Below are 18,793 nucleotides of genomic sequence, written 5' to 3' on the forward strand. Positions count from 1 at the left end.
ATTCGAGACTACGCGCCGTCGGCGGAGCCGCCGAACGCGGAATCCAGCCGGAACCGGACCCGATGTCTGCCCCTAGCATGGGCCGGACACCCGTCCGTGCGCCCTCCCAGGAGAGAACATGCCGCTGCTCGACCCAGGACACGGCGCCCTGCGGCCCCGTACGAGCGCCGGCCACGCGCCCGCGCACGACCGGGTTCCGGAGGCTCTGGCGGGTGGCACGCCGCAGCCGCTGCGCGAGGATCTGGTACGGCTGCTGGGCCCGGAGAAGGTGTTGTGGAAGGTCTCGGACCTTGTGCGTTACGCCTCCGACGCGAGCCCGTACCGTTTCGTGCCGCAGGTGGTCGTGGTCGCCGAGGACGCCGACGACGTCTCGGCAGTGCTCTCCTACGCCCGCGACCAGGGGCGACAGGTCGTCTTCCGCGCCGCCGGCACGTCCCTCAACGGCCAGGCGCAGGGCGAGGACATCCTCGTGGACGTGCGCCGCCACTGGGCGGGCGTCGAGGTGCTCGACGAGGCCGGCACACGTGCGCGCATCGGCCCCGGTACGACCGTGGTGCGGGCCAACGCCTCACTGGCTCCGTACGGGCGGCTGCTGGGCCCGGACCCGGCGAGCGCGATCGCCTGCACCCTCGGCGGAGTCGTCGCCAACAACGCTTCCGGCATGACCGCCGGCACGAGCCGCAACTCCTACCGCACGCTCGCCTCGCTCACCTTCGTCCTGCCGTCCGGCACGGTCGTCGACACCGCCGCCCCTGACGCCGACGAAGCTCTGGCGCGCGCCGAACCCGCCCTCTGCGAGGGCCTCTTGGCGCTCAAGGCCGACATCGAGGCGGACGCGGAGCTCACCTCCCGCATCCGCGCCAAGTACGAGCTGAAGAACACCAACGGCTACCGCCTCGACGCCTTCCTCGACGGCAGCACCCCGGTGAGCATCCTGCGCGGCCTCGCGGTCGGCTCCGAGGGCACCCTCGGTTTCATCTCCGAGGTCGTCTTCGACACCCTCCCCCTGAACCGGCACACCTCGACCGCGTTGCTGTTCTTCCCCTCGCTCTCCGCGGCAGCCGCGGCGGTGCCACGGTTCAACGAGGCCGGAGCCATGGCGGTGGAGCTGATGGACGGGAACACCCTGCGCGCCTCGGTCAGCGTGGCGGGCGTGCCGGCCGACTGGGCCGGACTGCCGAAGGAGACCGCCGCGCTGCTGGTGGAGTTCCGGGAGCCGGACGAGGCGGCGCAGCAGGAGCGGGAGCGGGAGGCTTCCGCCGTGATGGCGGACCTCGAACTGGTCGCGCCCGTACCGTCGGTGACCAACTCCTTCACACGTGACCCCAAGACCATCGGCTTCTACTGGAAGGCGCGGAAGGCCTTCGTCTCGGCGGTCGGCGGCTCCCGTCCCTCGGGCACGACGCTGATCACGGAGGACTTCGCCGTGCCGCCCTCCCGTCTGGCCGAGGCGTGCGAGGCGCTGCTCGCGCTGCAGGAGCGGCACGGATTCGACGCCGCGGTCGCCGGGCACGCGGCCCACGGCAATCTGCACTTCCTGCTCGCCTTCGACGCCGCCGACGAAGGAGACGTGGCGCGGTACGCGGCGTTCATGGACGAGTTCTGCCGGCTGACGGTCGAACGCTTCGACGGCTCGCTCAAGGCGGAGCACGCCACCGGACGCAACATCGCGCCCTTCCTCCAGCTGGAGTGGGGTGAGCGGGCCACGGAGCTGATGTGGCGGATCAAGCAGACCCTCGACCCGGCGGGCGTACTGGCGCCGCGAGTGCTGCTGGACCGCGACCCGAAGGCTCATCTGCGCGGCCTGAAGTCCATCCCGAAGGTCGAGGCCGTGGGCGACCCCTGCATCGAGTGCGGCTTCTGCGAACCGACCTGCCCCAGCGGGGACTTGACGACCACACCGCGTCAACGCATCGTGCTGCGCCGGGAGATGCTGCGCCAGCCGGCCGGGTCCGCCGTCAACGAGAGCCTGCTGGAGAGCTACGGCTACGACGCCGTCGACACCTGCGCGGGAGACTCGACGTGCGCTCTCGCCTGCCCGGTCGGCATCGACACGGGCGCGATGATGAAGGACTTCCGGCACCAGCGGCACTCGCCGCGCGAGGAGCGCAACGCGGAGCGTGCCGCCCGGCGCTTCCATCTCGTGGAACGCTCGGCGCGGCTTGCGGTGGCCGCGGCGGACACGCTGCGCCGCAGGGTGCTGCCGCGACGGGGCGAGCGGCTGCTCGAGTCGCTGACGGGCGCCGCGCGCAAGGCCGTACGCCCCGACCTCGTCCCCGAGTGGCTGCCGCAGATCCCCTCGGCGGCGGCCAAGCAGCTGCCCGCCACGGACCGCAACGGCGCGGCGGCCGTCTACTACCCGGCGTGCGTCAACCGCATCTTCGGCGAACCGGACGGACACGAGGGCCCGTCGCTGCCGCAGTCCATGGTGATCGTCTCCGCGCGGGCCGGGCGGCCCGTGTGGATTCCCGAGGACGTCGTGGGCACCTGCTGCGCGACGATCTGGCACTCCAAGGGCTATGCGGCGGGCAACGCGCTGATGGCGAACCGGATCGTGGAGGCCGCCTGGCGGTGGACGGACGGCGGTGAACTGCCGCTGGTGGTGGACGCCTCCTCCTGCACGCTGGGCATCGGCGAGGAGGTCGTGCCGTATCTCAGTCCGGCCAACCGCAAGCTGCACGACCAGTTGAAGGTCATCGACTCCGTCGCCTGGGCGGCGCAGGAGCTGCTGCCGCGGCTGACGGTGGAGCGGCGGCGGGGCTCGGCGGTGCTCCACCCGACCTGTTCCATGCAACACCTGGGCGGGACCGAGCAGTTGCGCACGGTGGCGGAGGCGTGCGCCGAGGAGGTCGTCGTACCCGTGGACGCGCGCTGCTGCGGCTTCGCCGGCGACAGGGGCATGCTGCACAAGGAGCTCACCGCTTCCGCGACGGCGCGCGAGGCGGCGGAGGTGACCGCGCGGGACTTCGACGCGTACCTGTCGGCCAACCGGATGTGCGAGGTGGGCATGGACCACGCGACGGGCGGCCGCGGCTACCGTTCGGTGCTGCTGGAGCTGGAGCGTGCCACCAGGCCCGACTGAACCCCAGGACCGCACCCGGCGGGGGCCCGGGAGCGGCCCTGGAAGGTCAGATCAGCCGTGAAGCTGTCGGCCCATCGGCACCGTTCGCACTAGGACTTGGCGCCTGCGTGCAGAGCCACCACGCCCTTCGCGGGGACGGTGGCCTCCGCCTTGCCGTCGTCGCCGACGGTGACGGTGTTTCCGTCGCACTTGTCCGGCGAGGCCTTGGCGACGTTGCAGTAGGTCCCGGCGGGCAGCGACGTGGAGAAGGTCCGCTTGAGTTCTCCGCCGCCCGCGTTGAGGGCGACGAAGCCCTTGCCGGCCCGCCCGAAGGACAGGGCGGAGCCCTCCGACCACCAGTCGGTCAACTCCGCGCCGCCGACGGCATTGCGGAAGCCGACCATGCCGGTGATCTCCCGCTGCGCGTGCATGTTCGTCCAGCCTCCGTCGCCGCTGGGCGGGCCCGCGTCCTTCTCGGACCACTCGTAGCCGGAGAAGACGTTCGGCGCGCCGTACGGGTGGGCCAGCATGAAGGCGTTGGCGAGCTTGTAGAGGTCGCCGTCCTTGTAGGTGAGCGTCGAACCGTTGCGCTCGGTGTCCCAGTTGTCGACGAACGTACGGGCCTTGTCGGCGGCCAGCTTGCCCTCGGCGATGTTCTTCAGGCCGCCCACGTCGCCGCCCTGGAAGGCGCTTTTGAGGTGCTTGCCGAAGCGGAACTCGTCCACGTCGCCCAGGTCCGTGTACTCCTCGGGCTGGACGGCCTCTCCGTCTCCGTGGATCACCTCGGACACCCAGAAGCCGGGGTCGGCCATCTTGCCCTTGATGGCCTTGATGTCGTCCGCGGACATGTGCTTCGCGGCGTCGATGCGCAGCCCGTCGACGCCCATGTCCCTGAGGCTGTCGAGGTAGCCGGCGATCGTGGAGCGCACCTTGTCGCTTCCGGTGTCGAGGTCGGACAGACTGACGAGTTCGCAGGTCTGCACGTCCTCCCGGTTCTTGTAGTCAGAGATGTCCTTGCGGCAGCCGTGGAAGTCGGAGTCGCCGTAGGTGCCGGGGTAGTCGTACTTGCTGTACTGAGTGCCGCCGGTGCCCGTACCGGAGGCGGCGGCCATGTGGTTGATGACCGCGTCGGCGATCACCTTCACCCCCGCATCGTGGCAGGCGCTCACCATGCTCTTGAACGCCTCGGCGTCGCCGAGCCGACCCGCGATCTTGTAGCTGACGGGCTGGTACGACGTCCACCACTGCTCGCCCTTGATGTGCTCCGTGGCCGGCGAGACCTCGACGTAGCCGTAGCCCGCCGGGCCGAGGGTGTCCTTGCACTCCTTGCCAACGTCGGCGTACGGCTTCTCGAACAGCGTTGCCGTTACTGTCTTTTCGCCCGGGGGCGCCGCCTGGGACGGCCATGCGTTGAGTGCCGTGACGCCGCCCGCTGCCAGGACCGCGGCCGTGCTCGCGCAGATCAGACGCTTTCTCATCGTGTGCGGCTCCTTCGTCGTCGGACACAGAGGTGCCGAGGAAGGCAGCCACGCGCCAGGCCGCCGTGGGGGGTTGGAAGGGAGCCTGCCGCTGCGCTCGTGTGCACGTCAAGATGCGAAGCAAGCGATTCCAATGGTTTTCTGAAAACTCTTGCGTCCAGGGGGAGTCGGCCAACGCGCTGCCTGGCGGTGGCACTTGAGGCCTCCGGAAGCGGCACCGCGCGCATACCGCCCGGTCAGCGGGCGAGGGCCGCCCTGTCTCCCATGACCACCGCCGGGTGCTCGTCCGGGTCCAGGGTCCGGAGCAGATACTCCATGCCGGCCCGGGGGATGCTCACGCAGCCTGATGTGCCGCTGCCGTGGTCCAGATGCAGCCAGATGCTGCCGCCCTTGGCCTCGCCGTCGGGACGGGCCGGGTCGAGCGGGGAGGTTCCCTTGTTGCGGTTGTAGTCGATGGCGATGACGTGATCGAAGTCGTGCCGGGTCTTCTTGGGCCAGTAGGTGGGCGGGGCGAAGGCGGCACTCGCGGTGTAAGGCAGCTTCGCGTCCGGTGCGGAACGCACGCCGCCGGCATCGGTGAGGGTGAAGACTCCGATGGGGCTGCGCTTGTCGCCCTCGTGATGGTCACGGGTCCAGCCCTTGCGGCCGTTGTGTCCCTTCCAGGTGCGCCCCGGGGTCCACTTCTCACCCTTCTTGGTGAACAGCCGCACGGTCGCCGCTGCGGAGTCCTTTCCCTTGCCGTAGACGGCCACCACCTGGCGGGACTTGCCGGGGATGCGCTTGTGCAGGGCATCGCCCACGCCGGGGATGCGGGTGGGGTCGGTCTTGCGTGCCGCGTCGCCGCCGGGCTTCCCTCCCGGTTCCTTGGCGGCACCGGCGCCACCGCCGCACGCCGCCAGCGTCACGGCGAGGGCCACGGCCACGGAGCCGGCGAGGGCCGCCCTCGCCGCCCGTTCCCCTGACGATCGGCCCACTGATGTCCGCCCGTTCCGTACCCGGTCCACCCCAGTCCTGCGCATGTCCACCATGGTCGCACTCCCCCGGTGGCGGCAGGCGGCCCGAGCGCCCGCGAACCCCGCGGAGCCGCTCACTTCCGCAGGTCCGGGAAGGGTGGCGGGAGTTGGGCCGGTCGGCGCACCGCGCCGGAAAACCCGTTGCGTGGCAGCTCGGACACGGCGAGTCTTGCGGAGCGGACAAACCCCTGTCGAGCCGCACACACACCGGGTCACCACTCGTACCGACCGCTCTGGGACGTCATGCACATTCGCGATCTTCCCTACTCCGACCCCGGCGTTCCCGATGTGCGGTCAGGTCCGCGCTTCCTGCTGTGGCTGGGCCGCATGCAGCTCGGGGGCCAGGCCAAGGCGCTTGGCTGGGGCACCCTGCACATGGCCTCCGTCGCCCTCGTCCCCGCGATCGTCGGGCTGGCCCTGCAGGCCGTGGTGTCCGGTTCGGGCGGCGGCCTCGCCGAGGCGGGCGGGCTGCTCCTCGTCATCGCCGTCTCGGTCACGGTCGCGGACACGATGCTCCACCGCTCGGCGATCACCAACTGGATCACCGCGGCCGCCCGCGTGCAGCAGTTGCTGGCACGCCGGACGTCCGCCCTGGGGGCGACACTCACTCAGCGGGTCGCGGCGGGTGAGGTGGTGGCCGTCTCCACCGGAGACATCGAGAAGATCGGCTGGTGCGTGGAGGCCGCCTCGCGCTTCAGCGCGGCCCTGCTGACCACCGTCGGCGTCTGCGCCGGCCTGGTCGTCTACGAACCGCAGCTCGGGCTGCTCGTCTCCGCCGGGATGCTGGTGCTGGCCTTCACGGTGCTTCCGCTGCTTCCCCGTGCCACGCGCCGTGCAGACCTGCAGCGTGAGAAGGCGGGACGGGCCACGGAGCTGGCCGCGGACACGGTCGCGGGCCTGCGCGTGCTGCGCGGCATCGGCGGCGAGGAGCTCTTCCTGACCCGGTACCGGCAGGCATCCCAGGAGGTCCGCCGTGCGGCCGTGCGTACCGCGCGGATGTGGGCACTGATCGAGGCGGTTCAGGTCGCACTTCCGGGCCTGCTCCTCGTCGGCGTCGTATGGCACGGGGCGGGCCTCGCACTCGACGGACGCATCGGCGTGGGCGAACTGGTCACGGTGTACGGCGCGGTGACCTTCCTGCTCTTCCCGCTGCGCCTGTTCCAGGAGTTCGCCATGGCCTACTCCTTCTCACGCCCGTCGGCTCAGCGTGCCGTCCGTGTTCTGTCCCTTCGCAGGGGCGGCGGCGCGGACAGCGACGACGGCTCCCGGGAGACCGCCCGGGCCAAGGCGGGAGAGGACGCGGCGCGGACGGAGAGAGCCGAGACGCAGCCGGAGGCCGACGACGCCCTGGGCGGCGACCTCTACGACCCCGTCACCGGACTGCTCGCTCCCGCTGGGCAGTTGACCGCCGTGGTGTGCGGCGACCCGGAGGCGGCGGGCAGGCTGGCCGACCGGCTCGGCGGTCACCCACCGGAAGCCGACGGCTCCGCATCGGTGCTCCTCGGCGGCGTGCCACTCGACGACGTACCGCTCGCGAGTGCGCGCTCAGCGGTGCTCGTCCAGGACAAGGACCCGGTGCTGCTCTCGGGCTCGCTGCGGGAGCTGCTCGACGTGCCCCGCTCCGGTGCGGTGCCGCAGCAGCACGCGCTGGAGGCCGCCCAGTGCGGAGACGTGCTGGACGCGCTGATGCAGGGCGCTCCCGAGACCGGCGGCGATCCGCTCGAGGCATCCGTCACCGAACGCGGACGGTCGCTGTCGGGCGGGCAGCGGCAGCGACTCGCGCTGGCGCGCTCGCTGGTCACCGACCCGCAGGTGCTGGTTCTGGACGAGCCGACGTCGGCGGTCGACGCCCATACCGAGGCCCGCATCGCACGGTCCCTTCGCCGGGTGCGCGCAGACCGTACGACGGTCGTCTTCACCTCGAGCCCGCTGATGCTGGACCAGGCGGAGCGGGTCGTCCTCGTACGCGGCGCGCAGGTGCTCGCCGCCGGATCGCACCGCGAACTGCTGCGCACGCACGCCGGATACAGGGCCGTCGTCACGCGCGAGCCGGAGAAGGAAGCCGGGCCGGAGGCGGATGGCTCCGTCGACGCCTCCCCCGCCGCCGCGCCCTCCCCCGTACCCGACGGTCCCCGTTTCGCCCAGGCGGAAGGAGCTGAGCACGCATGACCGCGCCGACAACGCCGACCGCCTCCCCCGCCCCCGGGGGCTCCGCCGACCAGGCCGACTCCGCGGCCCCAACCGACTCCACCGTCCGCGTCGGCGTCGCCCCGCCCGGCTACGACCCCGCGGCCTCGGAGAACGCGACCACGCTGCCGGTCGGTGGCCCGGCCACCGTCCGCGGCTACGTGAGCGAGCTGCTGCGGAGGCACAGACGCGCCTTCGTCACGCTCATCCTCGTCAACACCGTCGCGGTAGTGGCGTCGATGGTGGGCCCTTATCTGCTGGGCGGTCTCGTGGAGGATCTGACCTCCGGCAGCCGGGACCTGCAGATCGGCCGCGTCGTCGGCCTGTTCCTGCTGGCTCTCGTGCTCCAGAGCTTCTTCGTGCGGGAGGTGCGGCTGCGCGGGGCGATGCTCGGTGAGCGGATGCTGGCGGACCTGCGTGAGGACTTCCTCGTGCGTTCGGTCCGGCTGCCGCCGGGGGTGCTGGAGCGGGCCGGCACGGGGGATCTGCTCTCCCGGATCACCACGGACATCGACCGGCTGGCCAACGCGATGCGCGAGGCCGTACCGCATCTGTGTGTCGGTGTCGTGTGGGCGGCGCTGCTGCTCGGGGCGCTCACGGCCACGGCTCCTCCGCTGGCGCTTGCGGTGCTCATCGCGCTGCCGGTGCTGCTGATCGGCTGCCGCTGGTACTACCGCCGCGCACCCAGCGCGTACCGCTCCGAGGCCGCCGGATACGCGGCCGTGGCAGGTGCCCTGGCGGAGACCGTCGACGCGGGCCGCACGGTGGAGGCCCACCGGCTGGGCGCCCGCCGCGTCGCACTGTCCGAGCAGCGCATCTCGCAGTGGACGGCCTGGGAGCGCTACACGCTCTGGCTGCGCTCCGTCCTCTTCCCGGTCGTCAACGTCACGAATCTGCTGCTCGTGGCGGGTGTGCTGATCCTCGGCGGCACGTTCGTGCTGTGGGGCTGGATCGGCGTGGGCCAGCTGACGACGGGCGCGCTGCTGGCACAGATGCTCTTCGAACCCGTCGGGCTCATCCTGCGCTGGTACGACGAACTCCAGGTCGCCCAGGTCTCCTTGGGCCGGCTCGTCGGTGTCCGGGAGATCGAACCCGACTCCGGCGACAGGAAGCTGGCTCCGCAGGGCCGCGAACTGCGCGCGGACGACGTGCGGTTCGGCTACCGCACCGGCACGGATGTGCTGCATGGAGTCACGATGCGCGTGCCGCCCGGCACCCGCGTCGCGCTCGTGGGGCCCTCCGGGGCGGGCAAGTCCACGCTGGGCCGGCTGCTGGCGGGCATCTACGGTCCCCGCACGGGCAAAGTCGCCCTGGGGAAGGCCGAGTTGTCGAGGATGCCCGCTGATCGCGTCCGCCGTCACGTGGCGCTCGTCAACCAGGAGCATCACGTCTTCGTCGGCTCGCTCCGCGACAACCTGCTGCTGGCCCGCACGGGGGCGAGCGACACCGAACTGTGGGCGGCGCTCGCCGCGGTGGACGCCGACGGATGGGCGCGGTCGCTGCCGGAGGGCCTGGACAGCGAGGTCGGCTCCGGAGGGATCTTCGTCGCCCCGGCGCACGCACAGCAGATCGCGCTGGCGCGGCTGGTGCTGGCCGACCCGCACACGCTCGTGCTCGACGAGGCCACCTCGCTGCTGGACCCGCGTGCGGCCCGGCATCTGGAGCGCTCCCTGGCACAGGTGCTCCATGGGCGCACGGTCGTCGCCATCGCGCACCGGCTGCACACCGCTCACGACGCGGACGTCATCGCCGTCGTGGAAGACGGCCGGATCAGCGAACTGGGCAGCCACGACGCCCTGGTCGAGGAGAACGGCGCGTACGCGGCGCTCTGGCGCTCCTGGCACGGCTGAGAGAGCCCCGGGCCCTAGCAGGCGGCACGACGCCGGCATCCCCGCCGGCGCCTGCCTCCCCCGGAAGCCCCTCAGCCGAAGACGCCGAGCGCGAAGAGCGCTCCCACGCCGCCGAGCAGCATGAACAGGGGCATCAGCAGCCGCGTCTCGACCCACGCTCCGGCGCGGAATCGCATGAACTCCGGCGTGCCCAGCGGATACCAGCGCTTGCCGCTTATCTTGACGGGCCACAGGATCGGGCAGCCCGAAATGGTGATCGCGTCGCCGATGTTGTGGACCAGTGCCCCGAGAACGATCGGAAGCCCGAGCCACACATACTCCAGGCCCTGCCCGCCGAAGAGCCATCCGGCGCCATTGCCCGGTTGGTCGAGCACGCCGGCGAGGCTCCAGGCGCTCGTCGCGCCGAGCAGCCACACCAGGATGTCGCTGGAGACCCGGGCCGCACGCCACAGCAGCCCCTCCACGGCGAGCACCATATGGATGAAGAGGATCACCAGGACCGCCCAGCGGCCGCCGAAGACCGCCGCCGCCGAGAAGCCGGCGCCCAGGAAGAGCGCCCAGGGCCAGGTGTGCGTGAGGGTGCGGTGCCCACCGGAGCGGCGCCGCTCCCCGTTGCCGCGAGTGGAGTTGTAGACCGCCTCGGACAGCTTGTCGATCACTCCGCACAGGCCGCGGGAGAGAGGGCCGAAGGCGCGGGAGATGGTGGCGGCCTTGTGATCGAGATCCGGCGCGAGGGCGGCGCCCGAGCTGATCAGGGCGCCGGCCAGGAGCACCGGCCAGGGCATCGGGTGCTCCAAGGCGGCTGCCGCCGCGCCTACTCCCAGCCACGCGGCCGCCCCCGACAGCGAATGCGCCGGTCCCATCATGTCCGTCCCCCACCCCTGTGGCTGCTCGCGACGACGCAGCGGGCCGCAGGCTGCCGCGGCCCCAACTGGCCGCCTGTGGCGCTCTGATCGCCCGCCGCGCTGACGCCTTGTCGGCGGGACAGCGTATCGGCAGATGATCACGCCGCGAGCACCGGTTCCCAATAGCGGAAGCAAGGAAGGCAGTATGGGGTGCGTGACAGCCACCCTCATCGATCAGATGCCGAGCGACGCCGACCCCGACGCCCTCTACGAAGCCTTCTCCGGCTGGGCGGAGGAGAGGGGGATCTCGCTCTACCCCGCGCAGGAGGAAGCGCTGATCGAGGTGGTCTCCGGTGCGAACGTGATCCTCTCCACCCCGACCGGCTCCGGGAAGAGCCTGGTCGCCGCGGGCGCCCACTTCGCGGCTCTCGCCCGGGACGAGGTCACCTTCTACACCGCTCCGATCAAGGCCCTGGTCTCGGAGAAGTTCTTCGACCTGTGCAAGATCTTCGGCACCGAGAACGTCGGCATGCTCACCGGCGACGCGTCCGTCAACGCCGACGCCCCCGTCATCTGCTGCACGGCCGAGGTGCTGGCCTCCATCGCACTGCGGGACGGCGCCGAGGCCGACATCGGCCAGGTGGTGATGGACGAGTTCCACTTCTACGCCGAACCTGACCGCGGCTGGGCCTGGCAGATTCCGCTGCTGGAGCTTCCCCGCGCGCAGTTCGTGCTGATGTCGGCGACTCTCGGGGACGTCACCCGCTTCGAGGAGGACCTCACGCGGCGCACGGGCCGCGACACCGCCGTCGTGCGCTCCGCCACCCGCCCCGTGCCGCTGTCGTACGAATACCGGACCACCACGCTGACCGAGACCGTCACGGAGCTTCTGGAGACGCGCCAGGCGCCGGTCTACATCGTGCACTTCACGCAGGCGCAGGCGGTGGAGCGGGCGCAGGCGCTGATGAGCATCAACATGTGCACCCGCGCGGAGAAGGACGAGATCGCCAAGATCATCGGCAACTTCCGCTTCACCACCCGCTTCGGACGCAACCTCTCCCGGTACGTGCGGCACGGCGTCGGAGTGCACCACGCGGGCATGCTGCCCAAGTACCGGCGGCTCGTGGAGCGGCTCGCGCAGGCCGGTCTGCTGAAGGTCATCTGCGGTACCGACACCCTCGGCGTCGGCGTCAACGTGCCCATCCGCACGGTGCTGTTCACAGCCCTCACCAAGTACGACGGCAGCCGCGTGCGCACGCTGCGCGCGCGGGAGTTCCACCAGATCGCGGGCCGTGCGGGACGGGCGGGCTTCGACACCTCCGGTTTCGTCGTCGCCCAGGCCCCCGAGCACGTCGTCGAGAACGAGAAGGCTCTCGCCAAGGCGGGGGACGATCCGAAGAAGCGCCGCAAGGTCGTGCGGAAGAAGGCCCCGGAAGGCTTCGTCAACTGGGGGCAGCAGACCTTCGAGAAGCTGATCGCCTCCGACCCGGAGCCCCTCAACTCCCGCTTCCGCGTGACCCACGCGATGCTCCTGTCCGTGATCGCGCGGCCCGGCGACGCCTTCGCGCAGATGCGCAAGCTGCTGGAGGACAACCACGAGGACCGCCGCTCCCAGCTGCGCCACATCCGCCGGGCGATCGCCATCTACCGCTCGCTGCTGGACGGGGGCGTCGTCGAGCGGCTCGACGAGCCGGACGCGCAGGGCCGCACCGTGCGCCTCACCGTCGACCTCCAGCACGACTTCGCGCTCAACCAGCCCCTGTCCACCTTCGCGCTGGCGGCCTTCGAACTCCTCGACCCCGAATCCCCCTCCTACGCGCTGGACATGGTCTCCGTGGTCGAATCCACGCTCGACGACCCGCGGCAGATCCTGGCCGCCCAGACCAACAAGGCCAAGGGCGAGGCCGTCGCGCAGATGAAGGCGGACGGGATCGAGTACGAGGAGCGGATGGAGCGGCTGATGGACGTCAGCCACCCACAGCCGCTGGAGGAACTGCTCTTCCACGCCTACGGGCTCTACCGCAAGTCCCATCCGTGGGTCGGCGACCACCCCCTCTCCCCCAAGTCGGTCATCCGGGACATGTACGAACGGGCCATGACCTTCGCGGAGTTCGTCTCCTTCTACGAACTGGCCCGCACCGAGGGCATCGTGCTGCGCTACCTCGCCAGCGCCTACAAGGCCCTGGAGCACACCGTCCCCGACGAGAAGAAGTCCGAGGACTTCCAGGACATCATCGAGTGGCTCGGCGAGATGGTCCGCCAGGTCGACTCCAGCCTGCTCGACGAGTGGGAGCAGCTCGCCAACCCGGAGGAAGAGAGCGCCGAGGAGGCGCAGGAACGCGCCGACCACGTCAGGCCCGTCACCGCCAACTCCCGCGCCTTCCGCGTCCTCGTGCGCAACGCGATGTTCCGGCGGGTGGAGCTCGCCGCGCTGGACAAGGTCGCGGAACTGGGCGAGATGGACGCCGAGTCCGGCTGGGACGAGGACGCCTGGGCCGAGGCCCTGGACGGCTACTGGGACGAGTACGACGACATGGGCACCGGCCCCGACGCCCGCGGCCCGGGCCTCCTGAGCATCGAGGAGGTGCCGGAGGAGGCCCTGTGGCGCGTGCGGCAGACCTTCGCCGACCCGGATGACGACCACGACTGGGGCATCTCCGCCGAGGTCGACCTCACCGCCTCCGACGAGGAGGGCCGCGCCGTGATCAAGGTGACCGACGTGGGCCGGCTGTGAGGGGCCCGCGGCACGCGAAAGAGGAGCACGCCCCATGACCAGCCCCGCAGAGCAGCTCGCCGGGCTGCTCGACCTGGAGCAGATCGAGATCAACATCTTCCGGGGGCGCAGCCCGCGGGAGAATCTCCAGCGCGTCTTCGGCGGCCAGGTCGCCGGGCAGGCCCTCGTCGCCGCCGGGCGCACCACGGACGGGCAGCGCCCCGTGCACTCTCTGCACGCGTACTTCCTGCGGCCGGGTGTGCCCGGGGTTCCCATCGTGTACCAGGTCGAACGGGTGCGGGATGGCCGTTCGTTCACCACGCGGCGTGTGGTGGCCGTGCAGCAGGGCCGGACCATCTTCAACCTCACCGCCTCCTTCCATCAGCCGGAACTGGGCATCGACCATCAGGTCCCGATGCCCGACGTGCCGGACCCGGAGAGTCTTCCGAAGCTGGCCGACGAGATCCGCGACCACCTCGGCGAACTCCCCGGATCCCTCGAGCGCATGGAACGCCGGATGGCGTTCGACATCCGCTATGTGGAGCGGCTGCGCTGGGAGGCGGGCGAGCTGCGGGACACCGAGCCGCGCAGCGGGGTGTGGATGCGGGCCATCGGCTCGCTCGGTGACGACCCGCTCGTGCACACCTGCGCCCTCACCTACGCCAGCGACATGACACTCCTCGACGCCGTACGCATCCCCATCGAGCCGCTGTGGGGCCCGCGGGGCTTCGACATGGCCTCCCTGGATCACGCGATGTGGTTCCACAGGCCGTTCCGCGCCGACGAGTGGTTCCTCTATCAGCAGGAGTCCCCCATCGCGACGGGCGGCCGGGGACTGGCCCGCGGGCAGATCTTCGACGGCGAAGGCCGACTGATCGTCTCGGTGATGCAGGAGGGCCTGTTCAGAAAGCTGGGCGGCTGAATCCCCTCGGGCGCTCAGGCCCGAGGGCGCTGCCCCACCAGGGTGGCCGCTGACGCGGAGCGCGCAGGGCGTTCAGCACGCGGGCTCTTTGCTCGACGGGGCGCGACCTCCCGTGGCTATGGCTGCCGGCCACGCCCGTCCGCGCTCCCCTGTCCGGAGGCGGGCCAAGTCCCGTACGCGCAGGCGGGCGCCAGGTACACGTCTGAGTTCGTCCCGCCGGCCAACTGGCTTTCCCATCCGTGGAATCGGACGGACCGGCGCCGTGGGCCGGGCCGGCCGAGTGAGCCAGCTCGGCGGCATCCTCGGGAGCGCGGGCCTCCGATGCGCGTGCGCTCTCCAAGTCGGCCGCCAGCATGAGGCGTTGCCAGAAGATCTCATCCTCGGCGGCTGCCTTGCACAGCTCCTCCGCCACCTCCCGGACGGCCGGGGGTCTGCCGCGGAAGGGCACCAACTCGGGCCGCAAGGCGCTCAGACGGGCCCGCTCGCCCTCGTCCGGGACCGCCTCCCGCAGGATCTCCTCGCTGAGCACAGCCGCCCGGGCCGCTGCTGCCTCCCACGGCCCCTCCGCCTGCCGGCACAGCTGGCCCACACGGCGGCCACGCCAATGCCCCGCCCGCAGGTCCACCCCTTCGGCCAACAGCATGCGCAGCCCGCGCGGGAGGATTCCGGAGAGCAGTTCCGGACGGTTCTCGGCGAAGGAGTTCAACTCCTGCGCCAGGTACAGCCACACCACCGTCCGGTACCGGTTCAAGTAGAAGCGCACCGGACTGAAACAGCCGCCCCGTGCCAGGCGGGCGAACCGAGCCCCCGTGACGCCGAGCAGCTCGGCGCCGCCGCCCGCGTCGACGACACGCAGCCGTTCCCGCAACCCGTTCGGGAAGTCCTCCGCGGCCCGCAGCCTGGCCAGTTCGTCACGGGGCACCCGGCGGCGAACCGGCCCCCGGCCCACACGCAGCGTGGTCGCCGAGTCCTCTGCGCGCACCGTACGTACGTGCCCGAGCTGCGCGGCGAGCGCCATCTCGCCCGGTTCCAGGCCCAGTTCCTTCGCGGCCGTACTCATCGCGACGTCGTCGTGCATGGTCTTCCCCCGTCGTTTACCGTCATCTCCAGCAGCGGTCCAGCTACTGACAGTGACGACATTAGACGGTGGAAGAGCATCCCGCTCGGCCTGTGGATAACTCCCGCCACGTGCACGAACCGGGGTGCCGCACGGTGCGCGGCCCGCCGCTACGTCCCGTTGCGCGCCGCCAGACCGAGATGCTCGCCGACGCGACTCACCAGCAGCGTCATCTCATAGGCGACGGCGCCGACATCGGTCTCGGCTCCCGTCAGCACGCACAGACAGCTGCCCTCGCCCGCGGAGGTGACGAAGAGCAGCCCCTCCTCGAACTCGATCATCGTCTGCCGCACCTGTCCCGTACCGAAGTGCGTCCCCGAGCCCTTCGCCAGGGACTGCAGGCCGGATGCCACTGCGGCGAGATGCTCGGCGTCGGCTTTCTCCAGGGTCTGACTGTTCGCGGTGACCAGACCGTCGGTCGAGAGCACCATCGCGTGTCGTACGGACGGCATCCGGTCGGTCAGGTCGTCGAGCAGCCAGTCGAGCCCTGTGTTCAGCGCCATCCCGGCGTTCCCCCTTCTCCTCAGCTGCTGCCTTGCCACCCTTACCCACCACAACGCGGGGAGCAACCACACGCTCACGTGCCGCACTCAGCGCCACGAGCCGTGTACGCCTCGCGCAGTATGGACGCATGGCTGAGAAGATGACGGAAGACGAGTGGCGCGGCTTCATCTCCGAGGGCACACGTACGGGGAAACTCTCGACGGTCCGTGCCGACGGAAGCCCCCACGTGGCGCCTGTGTGGTTCGTGCTCGACGGGGACGATCTGCTCTTCAACACAGGTGAGGACACGGTCAAGGGACGCAATCTGGCCCGCGACGGCCGCGTCTCCATCTGTGTGGACGACGAACGGCCTCCGTTCGCCTTCGTCGTCCTCACCGGGCGGGCGGAGCTGAGCCGCGACTTGGACACGATGCTGCACTGGGCGACCCGCATCGGCACCCGCTACATGGGCGAGGAGGCCGGGCCGCGGTTCGGTGCGCGCAACGCCGTTCCGGGGGAGCTGCTCGTCCGCGTGCGCATCTCGAAGGTGGTGGCGCTCTCCGGCCTCGCGGACTGATCCGCACCGGGTGCGGGGCCCCCGGGCGGCTGTCCGCAGGGGCGCCCCGCACCGGCGTCGGCCATCATGAGGTCCATGCAGGACGAGACGAGCAACGACCCCGCGCGGGTGCGCGAATTCTTCGGCTCCCGCGCGGCCCGCTGGGAGGCACGCTTCCCCGACGACGGCCCCGCATACGAGGCGGCCGTCGGCGAACTCGGTCTGCGCGAGGGCGACGCCGTGCTCGACGCGGGCTGCGGCACGGGGCGGGCGCTGCCGCCGCTCCGTGCCGCGGTCGGCCGCACGGGCACCGTCCTCGGCGCCGATCTCACGCCGGAGATGATCTCCGAGGCCGTGCGCGCGGGAAGGCACTCCTGTGCGCGTCTGCTGCTCGCGGACGTCTGCCGGCTTCCGCTGCGCGACGGCTGCCTCGACGCCGTCTTCGGGGCAGGGCTGATCTCCCACCTGGCCGGGCCGGACACCGGGCTCCGCGAACTGGCCCGGGTGGTCCGTCCCGGCGGCACGCTCGCCCTCTTCCATCCGGTCGGCCGCGCGGCGCTCGCCGCGCGCCACGGCCGCGCCCTGACCGCGGACGACATCCGTGCCGAACCCAACCTCCGTACGCTGCTTGCCACATCGGGTTGGCGGCTGACCTCGTACACCGACGAGGACGACCGCTATCTGGCCCTGGCAACGCGGACGTAGCCGTTCGCAGACGTCTCGCCGCCCGCGAACGGCAGCCAGGCAGACGGAAGTCAGGCCGACGGGACCGCCGGCGCTACACCTTGCCGTGCGGCACAGGACACGCGCCGCCGAGGCCTCGTTCCGCCTGCCGCGGGAAGGTGCCCAGGTCCTCCAGGCGGTAGCCGACCGGATAGCCCGGATACCCCTTGATCTCCGGGTTCTGCCGGGCGTAGTGCGGCTTGCGCCGCGGTGGCATCAGGCGCACGGCACGCGCCCGCGTCCGCAGAGCGCCCTGCACGAGCCTGCGGACCGCGGGACGCGGCTGGTCGTAACGGAAGGCGCGCAACAGGGAATCGTCCAGCAGCGCCTTGCTCGCGCCGCGCACCGCCGGGGCGAGGGGGGACGGATACCAGGACGCCATCAGCGCCAGCGTCGAGTCGGAGACGCGGCGCGAGGCGGGGTCCCAGCCGAAGTGTGCTTCCTCGTACTCGTCGAGATACGTCTCGAAATCGTCGTAGCGCTCCGGGATTTCGGTGATCCCCAGGTGCTTGCCGAGCACGCGGTAGTAGACGGCGGACGCGTGCTGCTCGTGGCGTGTCAGTCGCCGCCACCCGTACATGTCCAGCCACCGCTTCGGCATCACGACGAACGTGCACAGCACGTAGCGCATGTCGCCGTCGGAGATGTCATAGCTGCGGTGCATCTGGTTGATGCGGCGTATCGCGGTACGGCCCTTCTCGGATCTGTGGCCGTGCTCCATGACGGCGTCCAGGAGCAGCGTGGTGTCGTCGTAGCGCTTCTGCGTGCGGTCGGTGAGCTCCGCGGTGTGCGCCAGCAGCCGCCCTATGCTCGGCACCGCGTAGGTGCGGTAGAGGGCCAACTCCAGGGCACGCGTGAAGTCCCAGGGGAACTCGTAGGTCGCCGCGAGCCGGTAGATCTCCTCGAAGTCCTCCTCCGGGTCGAGTTGCAGGATGTGCTTGAGCCGGTCGTATCGCCCCACGTCGTCGTGTCCCCTCCGTCAGCGGCCCTGCTCTGTAAACGAACTGACTCTAGAGTTAAGGTTCCCCAGAACTCATGGAAGGGGAGGGCACGTGGCCGCCGAGGACGATGACGCGCTGTTTGTGCTGACGGCTGTACTCCTGACTCCCGCCCAGTTTCCGAGCGTTCTGGGCGACGACTACCCAGAGGCGTGCGCGAGACTCGGCCTCGAACCGTACGCCGAGGGTTACGGGTTGGTTCTCGGCCAGGACGGTTCCGGCGCCCGCTGGACCGTGGCCACCGACGATGTGACCCTCGTGGCCTGTGCGATCGCCGCGTGGGACTGCGGCATGGAGTACGACCTCTCTCCCTCGGACCGCTCGGTGGCCGCGGCGCTGCCGGGCTGGCCGCTGAACGTGGCCGTCTCCGCCCCCGGAGTGCCCGCGCCGCACGATCCCGAGCCCGACCCGGAGATGGACGGCGGACGCTCCGCGCTCGTGCCGCCGGACACGGAACAGTGGGGACCGGCACAGCGCCGGCTGGGCGCGGACGAGATCGCACTGCAGTGGGCGGTCTGGCGCGAACAGGTCGAGGACGACGTCGAGTTCGTGGAGGCCGGCGAGAACCCCAACGCGTCGGTGAAGCGGGTCCTGGAGGAGGTGCGGGCGTACGTGGAGACCCCGCCGCCTCCCGGCCGTGTCCGCTCGGCCTTCGCCTCCGGAGAGGCGCGCACCCTGCGTGCGGACGGGCCCGGATGGAGCATGGTCGCCCGCACCGACGACATCGCCTTCCTGCTTCTGGACGACGAGCCGGGTGAGGTCCTGCCGGTCGGACGCGGGGCCGAACTGCCCGGTCTGCTCGAGGCGTTGGACGGAATGGCGGTCCGCCCGGCGGCCTGAGCCCTTC

General features: G+C 71.0%; 14 protein-coding genes. 8 read left to right on the forward strand and 6 right to left on the reverse strand.

Annotated elements, in window-relative coordinates; translation table 11 throughout:
- The first annotated feature begins 118 nt into the window (after positions 1-118).
- Positions 119-3,082: an FAD-binding and (Fe-S)-binding domain-containing protein gene (locus G4Z16_RS00280; protein WP_197348579.1), complete on the forward strand. Its 2,964-nt coding sequence runs from the start codon at positions 119-121 to the stop codon at positions 3,080-3,082.
- An 89-nt stretch (positions 3,083-3,171) separates the two neighbouring features.
- On the opposite strand, the gene G4Z16_RS00285 is transcribed toward G4Z16_RS00280, so the two are convergent.
- Positions 3,172-4,539, reverse strand: a complete 1,368-nt coding sequence (locus G4Z16_RS00285) for an alpha-amylase (protein WP_197348580.1) — start codon at positions 4,537-4,539, stop codon at positions 3,172-3,174.
- A 236-nt stretch (positions 4,540-4,775) separates the two neighbouring features.
- Positions 4,776-5,558 (reverse strand): L,D-transpeptidase family protein, encoded by a 783-nt coding sequence (locus G4Z16_RS00290; protein WP_246530583.1) that lies wholly within the window; start codon positions 5,556-5,558, stop codon positions 4,776-4,778.
- Between the two features lie 237 nt (positions 5,559-5,795).
- On the opposite strand from G4Z16_RS00290, the gene G4Z16_RS00295 reads away from it, so the two are divergent.
- Both G4Z16_RS00295 and G4Z16_RS00300 read left to right on the forward strand, forming a co-directional pair.
- Complete coding sequence (locus G4Z16_RS00295; RefSeq protein ID WP_197348581.1) at positions 5,796-7,721, forward strand: ABC transporter transmembrane domain-containing protein; 1,926 nt, start codon at positions 5,796-5,798, stop codon at positions 7,719-7,721.
- A complete protein-coding gene (locus G4Z16_RS00300) occupies positions 7,718-9,589 on the forward strand; it encodes an ABC transporter ATP-binding protein (protein WP_197348582.1) in 1,872 nt (623 codons plus the stop codon). Before G4Z16_RS00295 ends, G4Z16_RS00300 begins: the two co-directional genes overlap by 4 nt.
- A gap of 71 nt (positions 9,590-9,660) precedes the next feature.
- Here the strand turns inward: G4Z16_RS00300 and G4Z16_RS00305 are convergent, their stop codons facing one another.
- Positions 9,661-10,455: a metal-dependent hydrolase gene (locus tag G4Z16_RS00305; RefSeq protein WP_197348583.1), complete on the reverse strand. Its 795-nt coding sequence runs from the start codon at positions 10,453-10,455 to the stop codon at positions 9,661-9,663.
- Between the two features lie 184 nt (positions 10,456-10,639).
- On the opposite strand from G4Z16_RS00305, the gene G4Z16_RS00310 reads away from it, so the two are divergent.
- Both G4Z16_RS00310 and G4Z16_RS00315 read left to right on the forward strand, forming a co-directional pair.
- Positions 10,640-13,168, forward strand: coding sequence for a DEAD/DEAH box helicase (locus tag G4Z16_RS00310; protein ID WP_197348584.1), 2,529 nt, complete (start codon positions 10,640-10,642; stop codon positions 13,166-13,168).
- Between the two features lie 34 nt (positions 13,169-13,202).
- Positions 13,203-14,069: an acyl-CoA thioesterase gene (locus tag G4Z16_RS00315; protein ID WP_197348585.1), complete on the forward strand. Its 867-nt coding sequence runs from the start codon at positions 13,203-13,205 to the stop codon at positions 14,067-14,069.
- Here G4Z16_RS00315 and G4Z16_RS00320 read toward each other — a convergent pair.
- Positions 14,050-15,147 carry a DUF6397 family protein gene (locus tag G4Z16_RS00320; protein ID WP_197348586.1) on the reverse strand — a complete coding sequence of 366 codons (1,098 nt, stop codon included), beginning with the start codon at positions 15,145-15,147 and terminating at the stop codon, positions 14,050-14,052. The genes G4Z16_RS00315 and G4Z16_RS00320 overlap by 20 nt on opposite strands.
- A gap of 149 nt (positions 15,148-15,296) precedes the next feature.
- A complete protein-coding gene (locus tag G4Z16_RS00325; RefSeq protein WP_197348587.1) occupies positions 15,297-15,689 on the reverse strand; it encodes a roadblock/LC7 domain-containing protein in 393 nt (130 codons plus the stop codon).
- 128 nt (positions 15,690-15,817) lie between these two features.
- On the opposite strand from G4Z16_RS00325, the gene G4Z16_RS00330 reads away from it, so the two are divergent.
- On the forward strand, positions 15,818-16,246 hold the full coding sequence (locus tag G4Z16_RS00330) for a PPOX class F420-dependent oxidoreductase (RefSeq protein ID WP_197348588.1): 429 nt from the start codon (positions 15,818-15,820) through the stop codon (positions 16,244-16,246).
- 66 nt (positions 16,247-16,312) lie between these two features.
- Positions 16,313-16,930 (forward strand): class I SAM-dependent methyltransferase, encoded by a 618-nt coding sequence (locus G4Z16_RS00335; RefSeq protein WP_197348589.1) that lies wholly within the window; start codon positions 16,313-16,315, stop codon positions 16,928-16,930.
- 73 nt (positions 16,931-17,003) lie between these two features.
- Here the strand turns inward: G4Z16_RS00335 and G4Z16_RS00340 are convergent, their stop codons facing one another.
- Positions 17,004-17,909: an oxygenase MpaB family protein gene (locus tag G4Z16_RS00340; RefSeq protein ID WP_197348590.1), complete on the reverse strand. Its 906-nt coding sequence runs from the start codon at positions 17,907-17,909 to the stop codon at positions 17,004-17,006.
- A gap of 91 nt (positions 17,910-18,000) precedes the next feature.
- Here G4Z16_RS00340 and G4Z16_RS00345 point away from each other — a divergent pair, with 91 nt between their 5' ends.
- Positions 18,001-18,786, forward strand: a complete 786-nt coding sequence (locus G4Z16_RS00345; protein ID WP_197348591.1) for a hypothetical protein — start codon at positions 18,001-18,003, stop codon at positions 18,784-18,786.
- Positions 18,787-18,793: the final 7 nt, after the last annotated feature.

This window comes from Streptomyces bathyalis (genome assembly GCF_015910445.1).
GTDB lineage: Bacteria > Actinomycetota > Actinomycetes > Streptomycetales > Streptomycetaceae > Streptomyces > Streptomyces bathyalis.